The following is a 16054-nucleotide window of genomic DNA, read 5'->3' on the forward strand; positions in this document are numbered from 1 at the left end:
TATTTAGGGAGGGCTGATCATCTGATCAGCCCTTTTTTATTGCCCCAAAATCTCTTCAAGCACTGATTTTCAGTTGTTTACGTTTTTTGCAGCCATTTATCATCTGATTGCTTATTTTGTTGTAGCATCTGTACATGTTATGAAGAGAAAACGCTTTTTCCTATTCTTATTGGCAATCCTGTTCCCTGCATTGTTACCCGCGCAGGATTTACCCATACCTACGCCGCAATGGCGGCCGGTGTATCATTTCACAGCGCCGCAAAACTGGCTCAACGATCCAAATGGTCTGATTTACCTGGATGGGGTGTATCATCTCTATTATCAGCATAATCCATTGGAAAACAAATGGGGACACATGAGCTGGGGACATGCTACGAGTAAAGACCTGCTGCACTGGCACCACTTACCCGTAGCTATTCCGGAGATAGAAACAAAAGATACCACCACCTGGATTTTCTCCGGCTCTGCCGTATGGGATAAACATAACAGCAGCGGTTTTGGAAAAGATGGGAAAGGCCCCGTGGTAGCCATTTATACCGCAGACCAGCCCAAACAGCAGAAAGAATCACAGTTTATCGCCTGGAGCAATGATGGCGGTTTAACCTATACTAATTACGCCGCTAACCCGGTGGTCGACATTCAGAAGAAGGATTTCCGTGATCCCAGCGTGATCTGGCTGGAGGAACAGCAGAAATGGCTCATGACAGTAGCCGTGCCTGCCGAACATAAAATACAGTTCTATGGCTCCTCTGATCTGAAAAACTGGCACCTGCTCAGTGAGTTCGGTAACCAGGGAGATACCCGAAAAATATGGGAATGCCCATCTCTCACACCACTCTATGTAGACGGCAACCCCGCAAAAAAGAAATGGTTGCTCATGATCTCTTCCGGTAACCAGGATGCGGCTACCGGTATGCAGTATTTCACCGGTGATTTTGATGGCACTACTTTCACGAATGATAAGCGGAAGGATGAAATGATGATTGTGGATTATGGCCGGACATTTTATGCGGCCATTCCATATAATCATCTTCCGGATAACCGCCAAACCATGATTGGATGGCTCATGCCTTTTGATACGCCCACTTCACCCTGGAGGGGACAGATGTCTATTCCCCGTGATCTGCAACTTAAAACCACCGCTCAGGGTATCCGTTTGTATCAGCAGCCGGCCGCCCTGCTACAGGCATCTCTGGATAAATTACCTGCCGGTAAAAAGTTACAGCTAAAGCCACAAACCATACAAAGTACCCATCTGACGCTCAGTACCAGCCAGCGTTTTAATTCAAATGCCAATTGGGTGGATGTAGATTTTACTATCGGTACCGCCAGTGACTTCGGATTAAAAATAGCACAGGAGGTGATCGTTGGATATAATGTGCAAAAAGAAGAATTGTATATAAAAGACGGTCATGACATACAACATTTGTTAGTATCCCCGGTTGATAATAAGATCCGGCTACAGGTCCTGCTGGATAAATCTTCTGTGGAGGTATTTGTTAACGGTGGTGAAAAAGTGCTGACCACGCTGATTTTTCCGGACAAAGCAGCAACCGGTCTGTCGGTATTCGCGGAAAATGGCAGTGTAAAACTCAATGGGTTGAAAGGATGGAACCTGGAATAGAAAGCTATCAACGCGCATAAAAAAATGGGAACCATTACAGTTCCCATCTCTTATTCAGTTGACCATTATTATTTCGTTGGAATTACTTTCTGAATGGTGCCATCTTCGTTATAATAGAGTTTATCCACACAGATAGATCTTAGCCAGTCGTGGTGTGACAAGGCGCTGTTATGATAAAAGGAATACCACTGGCCTTTGTATTCTACAATAGAGCCATGATTGGTGAAGCTGTCGGTTGGATCCATGTAGATGCCCTGAGAGGTCCAGGGGCCTAATGGACTTTTACTGGTGGCATACCGCATCTGGTTGTGTTTACCGTCTTTATCGTGGTTGTCGGAATAAGACAGGTAGTAGATGCCCTTTCTTTTGTGTACCCAGCTGGCTTCATGGAAATCTTCCAGTCCTTCCATTTTCTGCATAGGGCCGTCAATTTCCGTCATATTATCTTTTAACTTACCGCCTTTACAGGTACCACCGCCGCCATAGTACAGGTAGGCCTGGCCATCGTCATCAACAAATACCGCCGGATCTATCATGGATTCCAGTCCCTCGATATAACCCTGTACTTTGAAATCGCTCGCCGGTTTTTTACTGGTGGCTACGCCGATTTTCCAGGTAGAGTTCCACTGATCCCCGGAGCCGGTAGGATGTGGGAAATAGAAATAATAGGTGCCATTTTTATAGGCGCAGTCGGGCGCCCACATAAAACCGCCTTCTTTTCTGCCCCATGGAACCTGGCTGGCGCGGAGAATTTCCCCATGATCTTTCCAGTGCACCATGTCGTTTGTGGAGAATACGTGGTATTGGTCCATCAGATCACAGCCACGAGGCGGGGCAATGTCGTGCGAAGCATATACATACAGGCGGCCATCCTTCCATACGTGTGCGGAAGGATCTGCAGTGTACATGTCGGTGATAAACGGATTTTTCTGGGCATGTGCCACCGTGGAAACTGCGCTGATTACTGCCAGAGCGAGAACAGACCTTTTGAGTGCCTTCTTCGTGGAATTGAAAAATTGATCACATTGCATTTTTCGTAGAATTGTATTGAATATGAACTGTTAACAGTTAAAATTACATGCAGGGCCTTAACAGCAGCGCTAATTTTGAGCAAACAAATAGAATTAGGGCGAAAAAATGGAAATTTCGCCCGGATTTATAACATGATTTTGGCATTTAGCAGGAGGTCGCCGGTTTTATATGTTTGATTGCGGTAGCGAACAGGGGGCCGTTGTTACCAAAGGCGGCCAATGGATAATAGATGTTCTCCCCATTGTTCAGGGCTAACACCAGGAAAGTATCCCGGCGCTTACCGTTGTAGCGGGTTACAATAAAAGTACCGGTCATTTCGGCCCAATTGAAGGAGGTTTCAGGCAAGGAGATACCTGTTTTGTCAATACTGATGGCTTCACGTTTTGAGGTGTGAAATTCAAACCAGAATGCTTTAGCGGTTATCAAAAGAAGTAAACTGACTGGTATTATCGCTGTCTTATAGGACCGCTCACTCAGCAAAGTCATGCTGGCAATTGACAGCACTGCAATAACCCAGATCAGCAACATCGGCTTGCCGAAGATATTGGGGGCGGAAGGCTTACACCGGAAAGTGCCTTCCCGTGTATACTTAATCATCAGGGTGTGCATCGATTTATCATCGGTAGCACAAATGGCAGTAGTGTCATGATCTGTTAACTTCAATTCCTGTTTGTATACCTGCATGTATCCAGGAAGATGCTTGTTTTCTTTATGACGGTAAAACTTCATTCGCCGATATTATTTCGGGTTTAAAACGGGTAATGGCTGTAGCAAATTTGGGCGCATTTTGAGAATATGCAGCCAGCGGAAAGTATAATGGCACCCCATCAGTAGGAGCGAGTACCAAAAATGCTTCATAGTATTTGTGACCTACATGCTTTACTATAAAGGTGCCGGCAAGCTGCGACCAGTTGTAATGATCCTGGTTAATAGTGATACCTGATGCGTCTATCAAAGCCTGGAACCGGAAGGATTTAAAAAAAAGTGGCCGTCCAAGTTTATGAAAAAGAAACCATAAATGCTTAAAGCTCCCAGCATTTGGTAATAGTTCTTAGTTTTTATACAGGCCACCAGCATTAAAATGATCAGGGCTGTAAAAAAAGCTAAAAACAAATGCGGACGGAGACCTGAACAATCCGGACGGTTTAAACCGGAAGGTGTTTTCAGGCGTATATCTGATCATAAATGTGCGTAAAGACACATCATTGGTAGGCGTAATGGTAGATATAATTCCGTTTTCCAATTTTCTGTTTAACTCCATTTGATATACCTGCATATATCCCGGCAGGTCTTTATTCTTTTCTTCATATGTAACAGGCATGGGCAGTACAGTACTTTCCGGCAAAATACGAAGTGCACACCAGATTTCCTGCGTATTTTACAACCGAAAATAGCAGGAAGCTTTCCGAAAGCTTATATTTGGGAAGACACATTTTTAGCCCTGATATATGGAACCCATCACTGCCATACAATTAAAAAATATTCCTGCCCTCAGGGAGGTGCCACTGGAACAGTTGCAATGGATGATCAGTGAATCAACGGAGCAACTGGTGCCGGAGGGAGAACTGCTGTTCAAAGCAGGAGATCCGGTAATTACCACGATCATAGTTATCAGCGGGAAAGTGCGTATTTCTGCCACTATTAACGGGCATTACCGCGAAATAGTGGAATTGAATGACGACAATATCACCGGCTGGTTGCCCTTTTCCCGCGTAAAAAACGCAATGGGAAATGGTATTTGTATTAAAGATACGCGCGTGTTGATCTGTCCTGCTGATAAACTCAAAGCCCATATTGAACAACACTACGAACTGACGGAAGCACTGGTACATATCATGACCAGCCGGGTAAGGGAAACCACTTCCTCCCAGCAACAGAACGAAAAAATGATGGCGCTGGGAAAATTATCAGCCGGACTGGCACATGAACTCAATAACCCGGTGGCCGCTATTACCCGCAGTTCAGAAGGATTGTTTGAAAATGTGATGCACATTCCTGCTATCTTTAAAGAGATGGCTGCACTTTGTTTGTCGCAGGAAGAAACCACCGCTATTGTAGACCATCTCCGGCTTTGGTGGGAAAATAAACCGGAAAAGCCACCAGGCGGACTGGAACTGTCCGATAAAACGGTTGTTATCGATGACTGGCTCGCCGGCAAAAATATCTTCCGGCAGGAAATAGCAGAAATACTGGCAGAATATAATATCGATAGCAGTGCCCTGGAAAAATTCAGTGCCCATTTTGCTCCGAACCACCTGGAGATTATCTTTAACTGGATTCACGGTGCACTGGAAGCAAATCGTATGGTATGCGACCTCCGCCTGGCAGCCAAAAGGATTGCGGATCTGGTAGGCGCCGTAAAAAGGTATACCTATATGGATCAGGAACCCGACAAACAATTTATCGATATTCACAGCGGCATCCGCAATACACTGACCATGCTGGATTACCGCTTCCGCAAAGGGAATGTAGAGATAGTGGAAAATTATGATGATACCTTGCCAAAAATAAAAGCACTGCCGGGCGAACTAAACCAGGTATGGACCAACCTCGTGGATAATGCCCTGGATGCCATGGAGGCCGGCAACAAAGGACGGCTGGAAATAGCCACCACAAAAGACCGACAATGTGTGCATGTAACCATTACAGACAATGGTCCCGGTATCCCGGAAGATATTCAGTCGAGGATATTTGAACCTTTCTTTACCACAAAAGACATGGGAAAAGGAACAGGACTGGGCCTGGATGTAGTGGCACAGATTGTGCAACGGCATCGCGGATCGGTGAAACAGACATCTGTTCCCGGTAAAACCATTTTTACCATTTCTTTCCCGATAGAAAACAACTGATATGAACTTACCGATTATATATGTGATAGATGATGACAGACAGGTACTCAATGCGATTACACAGGATCTCAAGAAGTATTACCGGACATCTTACCGCATTATCAGTACACTTTCTGCCAATGAAGCGCTGCAAAGCCTGGTAGAGTTGAAGAACAGGAATGACACCGTAGCCATCTTTATTTCTGATCAGCGGATGCCTGAAATGGAAGGAGTCGATTTCCTGCAGCAGGCCATGGAAATATTTCCAGCTGCCAAACGCGTGCTGTTAACCGCCTATTCAGATACCAATGCAGCTATCAAAGCTATCAATGAATTACGGCTCGATTACTATCTCATGAAACCATGGGATCCGCCGGAGGAAAAATTGTACCCGGTCATCAATGATCTGCTGGACGACTGGCAAACCAACTACCGTCCGGCTTTCCAGGGGATTAAAGTGATCGGCTATCCTTTTTCGTCAGATGCTTACCGCATTAAGGAATTCCTGGCCAGCAACCTGATCCCCTACCATTCCATTGATGCAGGTGGCGATGAGGGAAAGCTGCTGCTCGAACTGAATAAACTGGACACGACCGCATTGCCGGTGGTAATCCTGGAAAAGGGCGAAGTAATGGTATCACCGGAGATCATCGATCTCGCCGCAAAAATTGGTTTGAATCCCACATTGAAAAATGAGATTTATGATGTGGTGATTATTGGCGCCGGTCCTGCCGGACTGGCCGCTTCTGTATACGGTGCTTCCGAAGGACTGAAAACACTGCTGATAGAACGTCATGCACCCGGTGGCCAGGCAGGTACCAGTTCCCGCATTGAAAATTACCTGGGCTTCCCGTCCGGTTTAAGCGGCGCTGAACTCACCCGTCGCGCTATCACACAGGCTACGAGGTTCGGAACAGAATTTTTATCGCCCCAGTCTGTAAAAGAAATTAAACTGAAAGCAGACTATAAAATTGTTTGCCTGGAAAATGGTACCGAGATCAACGCCCGCGCAGTAGTCATTACCACCGGGGTAGATTATCGCAGGCTGGATACTGCCGGTATAGAACAATTTACCGGTGCAGGCATCTATTACGGTGCTGCTACTACGGAAGCGGCTTCGTGCCGCGACAGAAGGGTGTACATCCTGGGAGGTGGCAACTCCGCCGGCCAGGCCGCTGTGTACTTATCGAAATTTGCAAAAGAAGTATTCATCATCATCCGCCGCGATGATCTCACCGCAACGATGTCGTCCTACCTGATTGATCAGATCCGCGATATTCCTAACATCGTGATATTGAATAACAGCGAAATAGTGGCCGCTTCCGGCACGGACAGGCTGGAACAGTTGAAGATAGAGGATTTGCGCACACATGAAATAAAAGAAGTGCCGGCCGATGCGTTGTATATCTTTATCGGTGCACGACCTTACACCGACTGGCTCGGAGATCTGATCATCAAGGATGAAAAGGGATATGTGCAAACCGGAAGGGAAATGAAATCATTTGATTATTTTGGCAAGCTCTGGAAGCTGTCACGCGAACCCTATGTACTGGAAACCAGCTGTCCCGGCATCTTTGCGGCCGGTGATGTACGGTCCGGCGCTATGAGCCGTGTGGCCTCTGCTGTAGGAGAAGGCTCCATGAGTATTAGCCTGGTACATAAATACCTGGCAGAAGTTTAAAATCTTTTTTATGGCATTATGTTCTCATCTCGAAGCAATTACCGAAGTAAAAGTAGGTAGCGGTCATGTGTGCGAAGAATGCGTAAAGCACCACGGGAAGTGGCTGCACCTGCGTACCTGCCAGACCTGTGGCGTAACACTTTGCTGCGACGACTCTCCGGCAAAGCACATGACACAGCATTATCATGAAACAGAACATCCCGTGGTGGCTTCTGCAGAGCCGGGAGAAAACTGGCTGTGGTGTTATAAAGACAACGCATTTGCAGAATATTAATATCGTAAAAACCTATACCACAGGTGGAAAGTATCCATCACACAAGAAAATTATAATTTGCACGTTTATTTAAAAAATAATCAATGATTTAGAAGTACTTCGCTATGAATAAGGAAGTGGAAAAAGAGGAACAGGCCAACAGGTTGGCTACAGAAGAAATGGCGAAGCTGTACCAGGAAATAAAGAAAAACAATTCCATCCATACGCCCACGGCTGTACACCGGCTGAATATTTTTTTCGCAAGATTGCTGTTTTGCTTTTTTGCTGAAGCCAATGGTGTTTTCGGGAGAAAGCAATTTACCGGTGTCATAGCTCATCATACCCGGGCCGATGGCAGTGATCTGCAACATTGTCTCAACAGTTTATTTAAAGTGCTGAATACCGCTGTTGATCAGCGGGAGGATATACCGGCATACCTTGCCGCATTTCCCTTTTTGCAATTACCCCTTTTCGGATACGAAGGAGCAGTGCCGCGTTTTACTGTTCATGGCAGAGAGGCGCTACTGCGTTGTGGCAGCCTGGATTGGCGTATCATTACCCCGGATATTTTCGGAGCAATGATCCAGGCAGTGTTGACACCGGAATCGAAGGGTGATCAGGGTATCTACTATACCAGCACGGCCAACATAGAAAAAGTAATCGCGCCACTTTTTTTAGATGAATTGAACGCCCGGTTCCGGGAAGCCGGGAATGACGCCGGAAAGCTCCGGGCGCTGCTGCTGCGTATCAGGAAGATCTGCATATTTGACCCTGCATGCGGTAGTGGCAATTTCCTGATTGTGGCTTATAAAGCATTAAGGAAATTGGAAATAGCTATCAGCCGACAACTTGGCGAGACCGGCGATCCGGAAATAAGTCTGCATAATTTTTATGGTATTGAGTGGGATCATTTTGCCGCAGGCATAGCCGGCCTGTCGCTTTGGTTGGCGGCGCAACAGATGACCCGGACGCCCTTACCGTTAACCGCTCTCCGCAACATCGTGCAGGGAAACGCCACCAGGTTGAACTGGGAAGAAGTTTGTCGGGTAGATAAAGAAACGGAAGTATATATATTGGGGAATCCGCCCTACATCGGCGCAAGGATGCTGAATGAAGAACAGAAACAGGACAGGAAGGCTGTTTTTCACGGACGGGTGGAAGGATATAATGACCTGGATTATATTGCCTGCTGGTTTTATAAAGGTGCAAAGTATATCAAAGACCGCAGGGCCGGTTGTGCTTTTGTTTCCACCAATTCCATTTGCCAGGGAACACCCGTTGCGCAGCTGTGGCCACATATCCTGGAAGATGGGAGAGAAATTGATTTTGCGTACCCCTCTTTCAAATGGACCAACAACACCGGGGCAAATGCAGCGGTAATCGTGAGTATTATTGGTATCAGGAATAAAAGCGACCAACCGAAATACATCTTCCGGAAAAATGAAAAAGAAACAGTTAAAAATATATCCCCTTATTTAACAGACAGCGCCAACATTTTTGTGCACGGCAGAAGAGAACAGCTATGTCGCATGCCTGCTATGAATTTTGGAAGTATGCCCAATGATGGTGGTCACTTTTCATTGTCGCCGGAAGACTATGCGGTTATCTCTCAAAAATATCCCGGCGCACTTAAATTTATAAAAAAACTCACCGGTTCAAGGGAGTTTATCAACAATATTCACCGGTGGTGCCTCTGGATAGAGGACGAAGCATTGGAAGAAGCGCGGCAATATTCCTTTATAAAAGAAAGACTTGGCAAAGTGAGAACCCATCGGCTCCAAAGCAGCAGGAGCGCAACCAAAAATTTGTCGGACGCTTCGCACCGCTTCGCCGAAGTACGATTCAAAAATACAAATGCCATCATCGTTCCGGCTACCTCATCCCAACGCAGACATTATTTACCCATTGGTTTCCTGGACAGTAATACGGTGATCAATAATTCAGCAAATGCCATCTATGATGCCGCTCCCTGGATTTTTGCGGTGATCACTTCCCGTATGCACATGACCTGGTTAAGGGCCGTCAGCGGAAGATTGAAATCCGATTATCGATATTCCACCGCATTATGTTATAATACTTTTCCGTTCCCGGAAATCAGTATCGCACAACAGGAGCAATTAAAGGAACATACAGAAAGCGTGTTAACAATAAGGACGGCTTATACAGACAAAACATTGGCACAGCTCTATGACCCCGATAAAATGCCCGGTGCCCTTAAAAACGCCCATCAGCAACTGGATTTCGCCATAGAACAATGTTACCGCAGTAAGCCATTTGACAACGATGAAGCCCGTTTGGCTTACCTGTTTAATGCCTATGGGCAAAGGATGTTGCAGGAGAACATATGATTTTTATCCGGAAAAGTGATCTGGATCACATTCCCCATAACCGCTTTCAATGGTGATGTAGATCACACAGCTACCTGGAAATTACAGTCGACATTTGTGATAGATTCAAAAACAAATACAATGAGCTATCAAAAATTCGATATCGTAAGCACCCAGAGTAATATCGATTGGGTGGGTAAAAAAGTAACCGGTGCACATAATGGCACCATCGCCATCAAAGCAGGTGAAATTATTTTGAATGAAGGTAAACTGACCGGCGGTAAATTTATTATCGATACCACTTCCATCAAAATCCTGGATGTTACAGATCCAGCTACCAATGCACAGTTTGCCGGTCACCTCGCCTCTGATGATTTTTTCTCGATCGATAAATATCCTGAAGCAACGCTTCAAATTACTTCCGTTGCTGCCAATCGTGTGGAAGGCGATCTCACCATTAAAGGTATTACACATCCTGTAGGCTTTGATGCTGATGTACAGGCAAATGGAGATCTGCTCACGGCTACAGGCAAACTGATCATTGACCGCACGAGGTATGGCATAAAATTCCGCTCCGGTAACTTCTTCAAAGATCTGGGCGATACCCTGATCTACAATGACTTTGAATTGAATGTAAGTATCACCGCTAAAGTAGCATAAGCCATCTTTGGTACAAAAAAAGTGTCATGCCATACATTAAAATTGAAGTAACCCGTGAAGGCGTTACCAGGGAACAAAAGCAAGACCTGATAAAAGGAGTAACAGATCTGATCACCCGCGTATTAAACAAAGATCCTCAGCTGACACATGTAGTCATACAGGAAATAGAACTGGATGATTGGGGATATGCCGGAGAACAGGTGTCCGTATTGAGAGAAAAAGGTATTACTGCAGAAAAGAAATAACATCATGAAAAAGCAAACCATCATTGTAACCGGCGCCTCATCTGGCATCGGAAAAGAAATAGCCCGTCATTTTCTGGAGCAGGGGCACTCCGTGGTTATTAACTCTGCTACCGCAGAAAAACTGGAACAGGTATTCAATGAACTTGGAGGAGGCGACAACCTGGCCATGGTGGCAGGGAATGTAAGTGATAAAAGTACCGGTGAACAATTACTGGCCATTGCCCTGAAAAGATTTGGCTCCGCAGATGTATTGGTAAATAATGCCGGTATCTATGAAACCAAACCATTTCTGGAAGTAGACGAAGCCTATCTCGATCGCTTTTTAAATACTAACCTGAAAGGCACTTACTTTACCACGCAGGCCATCATTCCGCAGATGCTGAAACAACACCATGGGGTAGTAATCAATATCGGTACACCACTGGTATATCATGCACTGGGCGGGGCTCCTGCTACTGCACCGATTGCCTCAAAGGGTGCAATACACTCCCTCACACTACAGCTGGCGGCAGAATTTGGCAAACATAATATCAGGGTGAATACAGTGGCGCCGGGTGTGATACGCACGCCCATGCACGGTGATAATGCAGACCAAAGTGCAGGAATCCACCTGGTAAACAGGGTAGGTGAAGTGGAAGATGTAGCACAAATGGTGTATACCGTAGCTAACAGCCAGTTTATCAGCGGTGCTATCATCAACGTAGATGGCGGTATGGGTGCGGGACATCATCTGAATTAATATGAAAACAATTGTATTGACCTTTCTTTTTTCATCGGCGTTGCTGCTTGTAAACGCACAAAGCTTACAAAAAATGAAAACTCATCAGGAAGATTCGTTGGCTATTACGCAGGTATTGGAAAACGATTATTTCAAGGGTATCTATGAGGGAAATATCTCGCTACTGGGAAAGGTCCTGCATCCCGGCACTTTGTTGTTCGGAGATGTAAAAGGACAACCTTATGCCAAAACGCTGGAACAATACCTGGATGGTGTTGCTCACCGTCAAAGCCCAAAAGACAGTGGCCAACCTTTTAAAGGCACAATTATATCAGTAGATGTAATCAATTCGATTGCGGTGGCACGGGTGCAGGTGAAAATGTACGAATTCAACTATGATGAATTCCTGTCGTTCCATAAAATTGATAACCGCTGGATGATTGTTAATAAGATGATCACTGATATAAGCGAATAAAACAGCAAGCCATGAATACATCAAAAGTGTGGTATATAACCGGTGCATCGCAGGGCTTGGGATTAACGCTTGTAAAAGAATTGCTGCGCAAAGGAGATCGCGTTGCCGCCACTTCCCGGAATGCGCATGTGTTGAGGCAGGCAGTGGAATTGATAGACAGCGACCGCTTTCTGCCGCTATCGGTGGATCTGAGTAATCCGGATTGTGTGGAAGAATCTGTTCAGCAAACATTATCTGCATTTGGTCGCATAGACGTAGTAGTAAATAATGCCGGCTATGGTATGTTGGGAACACTGGAAGATGCTACAGAACAGGATATCAGGAACATCTTTGGTATTAATGTGCTGGCGGCTATGCGGGTAGTGAAACAGGTGTTGCCGGTTATGCGTCGGCAACGATCCGGGTATATTATCAATATCGGTTCTGTGGCAGGTTTTGCAGGTGCTCCGGGCTGGTCTGTTTATGCCGCGACAAAGGCAGCTATTGCAGCTTTCTCTGAAGTGCTGGCATCGGATGTTAAAGAGTTTGGTATCCATGTAACTGTAGTGGAACCTTCGGGCTTCCGGACCGGTTTCCTGGCGCAGGACTCACTGGCAATGATTCCTGTTACCGGTGAAGATTACAACGCGGTGAAGGATAGCCGTGACCGTTATCTTGCAGCTAATGGAAAGCAGCCGGGCGATCCTGACCGCGCTGCGGCGATATTGATAGACTTATCAGAAGCGGATGATCCGCCGTTACATCTTTTTCTTGGAGAAGATGCGTATAGAAGAGCAACGGAAAAGTTGACCGTCATGTCAGCAGCGCTGGAACGCTGGAAAACGGTAGCCATTAAAGCGGATTTTCCATTATAACGGGATTGGTGCGGGACTTTCTATCTGAAAAACTTTAACTTTAGTATATTCTGAAATACCGCTTATATGGCAATAGCAGCTAAAGATATTTTAAAGGCGCATATAGAAAAGACAGCCGTACTGAATGAAGCGGAATTTGATTATGTATGCTCGCATTTCAAACCGCAAAGTTTTAAAAAAGGGCAGGCTATTATTACAGAAGGAGATCTTGTAGATAACGAATACTTTGTGATCTCCGGGTGCCTGAAATCTTTTTTCATCAATGATGACCTGAAAATGTTCATCCTGCAGTTTGCCATGTCTACCTGGTGGGTATCCGATTATAACGCATTGTATAATCGTACCAAAGCCACTGTAAACCTGGATTGTATTACAGATGCAGAAATTCTTTGTCTGAGTAACAGTGACCGGGAAAAACTTTGTAAGGAATTGCACCCGATAGAACATTTCTTTCGTTGGAGAACCAACAAGGGATATGTTGCGGCACAGAAGCGGTTATTATCTTTTATGAATAATAATGTGAAGGAGAGATATGAGGAGTTGTTGAAACTATATCCCGAACTCTATAACATGGTTCCTAAAAAACTCATTGCCGCTTACCTGGGTGTTTCCAGGGAAACACTCAGCCGGTTATAACTAACAAACAACAAGATGTGGTATAAAACAAAAGCTTCAGCAATACTGGGCATTGAATATCCTATTCTGCAAGGCCCCTTTGGCGGAAATCTGTCTTCAGTGAAGCTGGTAGCTACGGTATCCAATGCGGGGGGGCTTGGCGGCTATGGCGCCTATACTTTAAGCCCGGAAGAAATTATAACACTGGATCAGCAAATCAGGTCGGCAACGAAGAAACCTTATAATATCAATCTGTGGGTATCGGATACGGATGCGCCTGATGGTACTGTTTCAGAGGAACAGTTTAAACGTGCAACTGATTTATTCAGACCCTATTTTGATGAACTGGGAATAGCGTTGCCCGCAAAGCCGGTACCATTTCAATCGCGCTTTGAAAACCAGGTAAACGCGATCCTGCATCAGCGGCCGCCAGTGTTCAGCTTTGTGTTTGGAATCCCGGAAGCCGGGATACTGGAACAATGCCGCCGGCTTGGTATTATCACCGCCGGGGCTGCCACTACATTGGACGAAGCCCTTGCACTGGAGTCGGCGGGAGTAGACCTGATTGTTGCTTCCGGGTTTGAAGCCGGCGGGCACCGGCCGTCTTTTCTTGCACCGGCTGCATCATCCCTCACTGGTACCTTTGTGTTGGTTCAACTGATCAGGGAAAAAGTAAAAACGCCGGTAGTAGCCGCAGGAGGTATTGCCAACGGGAAGGGTGTCGTAGCGGCATTGGCGCTTGGTGCGGATGGGGTACAGATAGGTACTGCGTTCCTGGCGACAGAAGAATCTAACGCGACCAGCATTCACCGGCAAATGCTGTTTTCGGATGCGGCAAAGTACACTACCTTGTCCCGCGCATTTACCGGAAGATCCGGCCGGGGAGTCAGCAGCCGGATCGCACGGGAATTGTTGCATGAAGAAAAAAGCCTGTTGCCGTTCCCTTTACAGAGCCAGTTTATGTCGCATTTGAGGAAAGCCGCTATCGAACAGGAGAAATGGGATATGATCCATTTCTGGAGCGGCCAGATAGCGCCGGTGCTAAAGCATACAAAGGCGGCTGATCTGATGGAGGCAGTAATAGCAGAAACAACCGCATATTTTGAACAATAGAGGAATGTTTAATCTTTTTCTCCCAGCGTAATACGGAGGCGGTTGAGTGCATTCATCAGGGAAATACTTGTGGTCAGGTCCACTACTTCTTTTGGTGTAAATACTTTCTCCAGCTCTTCACGTATCAGGTGCAGCTGATCATTCATGAATGTGATGGCTTCTGCCCAACGCAGTACTAATTGCTGCAGATGATCAAAGGCAGTAGCATGTTTCCAGCCTGGTAATTTGTCCAGTGTATCCTGGGGAATTCCCATTTCCCTCAGCTCTTTGCTGTGAAAGCTGCAGCAGTAGGCGCATCCGTTTAATTGCGATACACGCAGCTCCGCCAGTGCAATTAATTTATTGTCCAGACCAGATTTTCTGATACTTGCGTGAGATTGGTATAATAAACCGATTGTTTCTTTAGAGATGGTTTTGTAATCCATATAATTGGTTTTATAAGATCACAAAATTGAACATCTTTTATGCAGGTGAACGGTAACCGTATGTGAAAAAGCAGTAACGTAATTGGATAGCGTGATATATGGGCAGCAATGGTAGCATAGCGTAGGACCGCTATACGACCATTGCTGCTTTATTGTTAAGACCAGATACTGGATTGTACATCGGCGATATGCGCCTGTTGCAATAGAAACATGCATAATCTTGACTGCCCGATACCGCCGCCCATAGTAATAGGATAGGTTTCGTTCAGGATGTTGGCGTGAAATTCCAGCTCGGCACGTTCCGTGCATTTTTTCAGCCTCAACTGATGCTGCATGGCCGTAGCATCAACACGTATACCCATAGAAGATATCTCCAACGCGCTGTTTAATACCGGATTCCACAGCACAATATCGCCATTTAGCCCCGTGTATCCGTCATCGTTAGAAGTACTCCAGTCGTCATAATCAGGTGCACGATGATCATGTATCTGCTGGTTGCTTAATTCTCCACCTATACCCATAATAAATACGGCGCCATATTCTTTTGCAATAGCATTTTCACGTTCTTTAGGAGTAAGCGCCGGATATTTTCCCAGCAGTTCCTCGCTATGAATAAAGTGTATATCGGAAGGCAGTTGCAGTGGTTTTCCAATGCTGGCCCCTACAATGCTGTTGGTAGCCTGGATCGCCGCGTATATATGTTTCACAGTATATTTCAGATAGTGCAGGTTACGGTTTTCCGGACTGATAACTTTCTCCCAATCCCATTGGTCCACATAGAAACTATGTACGGGAGATACTTCCTCATCGGGGCGGATGGCACGCATATCGGTAATAATACCCTGGCCAGGGGCCATGCCCAGCTGATGCAGGCGCATACGCTTCCATTTCGCAAGGGAGTGCACTATTTCAACCGGCTCCGGGATGCCGTTCAATCGAAACCGTACGGGACGCTCTATACCATTCAGATCATCATTGAAGCCGGTACCTGATTTAACAAATAAAGGGGCGCTTACTTTTATGAGTGATAATTCGCTTCCGAGTTGCGCTGCAAATACATCTTTTACATGCGCAATATTTTTTTCTCTGGTTAGCAATTCGTTTTGGGTAGATAGAAGAACTGTTTTCATGTTGCTTTTCTTAACGTTTTAAACTAGGTTGGTGTTTTGGAATATTTCTAATGAAATGGATAAATAGGTAACGA

The 16054-nt window shown here is 45.8% G+C and carries 16 protein-coding genes; 12 read left to right on the forward strand and 4 right to left on the reverse strand.

What is annotated here, in order from left to right:
* Positions 1 to 169: 169 nt before the first annotated feature.
* On the forward strand, positions 170 to 1624 hold the full coding sequence (locus BMW79_RS09435; RefSeq protein WP_245752436.1) for a glycoside hydrolase family 32 protein: 1455 nt from the start codon (positions 170 to 172) through the stop codon (positions 1622 to 1624).
* A gap of 68 nt (positions 1625 to 1692) precedes the next feature.
* Here the strand turns inward: BMW79_RS09435 and BMW79_RS09440 are convergent, their stop codons facing one another.
* A complete protein-coding gene (locus BMW79_RS09440; protein WP_089893639.1) occupies positions 1693 to 2655 on the reverse strand; it encodes a family 43 glycosylhydrolase in 963 nt (320 codons plus the stop codon).
* A 145-nt stretch (positions 2656 to 2800) separates the two neighbouring features.
* Entirely contained in the window at positions 2801 to 3385 is a 585-nt protein-coding gene (locus BMW79_RS09445) for a hypothetical protein (RefSeq protein WP_089893642.1), read from the reverse strand.
* A 719-nt stretch (positions 3386 to 4104) separates the two neighbouring features.
* On the opposite strand from BMW79_RS09445, the gene BMW79_RS09460 reads away from it, so the two are divergent.
* The 11 genes from BMW79_RS09460 (at position 4105) to BMW79_RS09510 (ending at position 14425) form a co-directional block, all read left to right on the forward strand.
* Positions 4105 to 5505 (forward strand): ATP-binding protein, encoded by a 1401-nt coding sequence (locus BMW79_RS09460; protein WP_089893652.1) that lies wholly within the window; start codon positions 4105 to 4107, stop codon positions 5503 to 5505.
* Between the two features lies 1 nt (position 5506).
* Positions 5507 to 7165 (forward strand): FAD-dependent oxidoreductase, encoded by a 1659-nt coding sequence (locus BMW79_RS09465; RefSeq protein WP_089893656.1) that lies wholly within the window; start codon positions 5507 to 5509, stop codon positions 7163 to 7165.
* Positions 7166 to 7175: 10 nt separating this feature from the next.
* On the forward strand, positions 7176 to 7439 hold the full coding sequence (locus BMW79_RS09470) for a UBP-type zinc finger domain-containing protein (protein WP_089893658.1): 264 nt from the start codon (positions 7176 to 7178) through the stop codon (positions 7437 to 7439).
* A gap of 104 nt (positions 7440 to 7543) precedes the next feature.
* Entirely contained in the window at positions 7544 to 9766 is a 2223-nt protein-coding gene (locus tag BMW79_RS09475) for a DNA methyltransferase (RefSeq protein ID WP_089893661.1), read from the forward strand.
* A gap of 120 nt (positions 9767 to 9886) precedes the next feature.
* Positions 9887 to 10405, forward strand: a complete 519-nt coding sequence (locus BMW79_RS09480) for a YceI family protein (RefSeq protein WP_089893665.1) — start codon at positions 9887 to 9889, stop codon at positions 10403 to 10405.
* A gap of 26 nt (positions 10406 to 10431) precedes the next feature.
* Positions 10432 to 10650 (forward strand): tautomerase family protein, encoded by a 219-nt coding sequence (locus tag BMW79_RS09485; RefSeq protein WP_089893668.1) that lies wholly within the window; start codon positions 10432 to 10434, stop codon positions 10648 to 10650.
* 4 nt (positions 10651 to 10654) lie between these two features.
* The gene (locus BMW79_RS09490) at positions 10655 to 11389 is read left to right on the forward strand and encodes an SDR family NAD(P)-dependent oxidoreductase (RefSeq protein WP_089893671.1); all 735 of its coding nucleotides are present in this window, start codon (positions 10655 to 10657) and stop codon (positions 11387 to 11389) included.
* Positions 11390 to 11462: 73 nt separating this feature from the next.
* Positions 11463 to 11843, forward strand: coding sequence for a nuclear transport factor 2 family protein (locus BMW79_RS09495; RefSeq protein WP_245752439.1), 381 nt, complete (start codon positions 11463 to 11465; stop codon positions 11841 to 11843).
* An 11-nt stretch (positions 11844 to 11854) separates the two neighbouring features.
* Positions 11855 to 12697 (forward strand): SDR family NAD(P)-dependent oxidoreductase, encoded by an 843-nt coding sequence (locus tag BMW79_RS09500; protein WP_089893678.1) that lies wholly within the window; start codon positions 11855 to 11857, stop codon positions 12695 to 12697.
* 66 nt (positions 12698 to 12763) lie between these two features.
* Positions 12764 to 13333, forward strand: coding sequence for a Crp/Fnr family transcriptional regulator (locus BMW79_RS09505; protein WP_089893681.1), 570 nt, complete (start codon positions 12764 to 12766; stop codon positions 13331 to 13333).
* A gap of 15 nt (positions 13334 to 13348) precedes the next feature.
* Positions 13349 to 14425, forward strand: coding sequence for an NAD(P)H-dependent flavin oxidoreductase (locus BMW79_RS09510; protein ID WP_089893684.1), 1077 nt, complete (start codon positions 13349 to 13351; stop codon positions 14423 to 14425).
* Positions 14426 to 14433: 8 nt separating this feature from the next.
* Here BMW79_RS09510 and BMW79_RS09515 read toward each other — a convergent pair whose 3' ends face one another.
* Positions 14434 to 14850 (reverse strand): carboxymuconolactone decarboxylase family protein, encoded by a 417-nt coding sequence (locus tag BMW79_RS09515; RefSeq protein ID WP_089893687.1) that lies wholly within the window; start codon positions 14848 to 14850, stop codon positions 14434 to 14436.
* Positions 14851 to 15005: 155 nt separating this feature from the next.
* Positions 15006 to 15980, reverse strand: a complete 975-nt coding sequence (gene asnA / locus BMW79_RS09520; RefSeq protein WP_089893690.1) for an aspartate--ammonia ligase — start codon at positions 15978 to 15980, stop codon at positions 15006 to 15008.
* Positions 15981 to 16054 lie beyond the last annotated feature (74 nt).

The organism is Chitinophaga arvensicola (assembly GCF_900110835.1).
In the GTDB taxonomy this organism is placed as follows: domain Bacteria; phylum Bacteroidota; class Bacteroidia; order Chitinophagales; family Chitinophagaceae; genus Chitinophaga; species Chitinophaga arvensicola.

Excerpts from the sequence above, each read along its gene's own strand:
- BMW79_RS09440 (WP_089893639.1), bottom strand. The coding sequence starts at position 2,655 with ATGCAATGTGATCAATTTTTCAATTCCACGAAGAAGGCACTCAAAAGG.
- BMW79_RS09445 (WP_089893642.1), bottom strand. The coding sequence starts at position 3,385 with ATGAAGTTTTACCGTCATAAAGAAAACAAGCATCTTCCTGGATACATG.
- BMW79_RS09460 (WP_089893652.1), top strand. The coding sequence starts at position 4,105 with ATGGAACCCATCACTGCCATACAATTAAAAAATATTCCTGCCCTCAGG.
- BMW79_RS09465 (WP_089893656.1), top strand. The coding sequence starts at position 5,507 with ATGAACTTACCGATTATATATGTGATAGATGATGACAGACAGGTACTC.
- BMW79_RS09470 (WP_089893658.1), top strand. The coding sequence starts at position 7,176 with ATGGCATTATGTTCTCATCTCGAAGCAATTACCGAAGTAAAAGTAGGT.
- BMW79_RS09475 (WP_089893661.1), top strand. The coding sequence starts at position 7,544 with ATGAATAAGGAAGTGGAAAAAGAGGAACAGGCCAACAGGTTGGCTACA.
- BMW79_RS09480 (WP_089893665.1), top strand. The coding sequence starts at position 9,887 with ATGAGCTATCAAAAATTCGATATCGTAAGCACCCAGAGTAATATCGAT.
- BMW79_RS09485 (WP_089893668.1), top strand. The coding sequence starts at position 10,432 with ATGCCATACATTAAAATTGAAGTAACCCGTGAAGGCGTTACCAGGGAA.
- BMW79_RS09490 (WP_089893671.1), top strand. The coding sequence starts at position 10,655 with ATGAAAAAGCAAACCATCATTGTAACCGGCGCCTCATCTGGCATCGGA.
- BMW79_RS09495 (WP_245752439.1), top strand. The coding sequence starts at position 11,463 with ATGAAAACTCATCAGGAAGATTCGTTGGCTATTACGCAGGTATTGGAA.
- BMW79_RS09500 (WP_089893678.1), top strand. The coding sequence starts at position 11,855 with ATGAATACATCAAAAGTGTGGTATATAACCGGTGCATCGCAGGGCTTG.
- BMW79_RS09505 (WP_089893681.1), top strand. The coding sequence starts at position 12,764 with ATGGCAATAGCAGCTAAAGATATTTTAAAGGCGCATATAGAAAAGACA.
- BMW79_RS09510 (WP_089893684.1), top strand. The coding sequence starts at position 13,349 with ATGTGGTATAAAACAAAAGCTTCAGCAATACTGGGCATTGAATATCCT.
- BMW79_RS09515 (WP_089893687.1), bottom strand. The coding sequence starts at position 14,850 with ATGGATTACAAAACCATCTCTAAAGAAACAATCGGTTTATTATACCAA.
- asnA (WP_089893690.1), bottom strand. The coding sequence starts at position 15,980 with ATGAAAACAGTTCTTCTATCTACCCAAAACGAATTGCTAACCAGAGAA.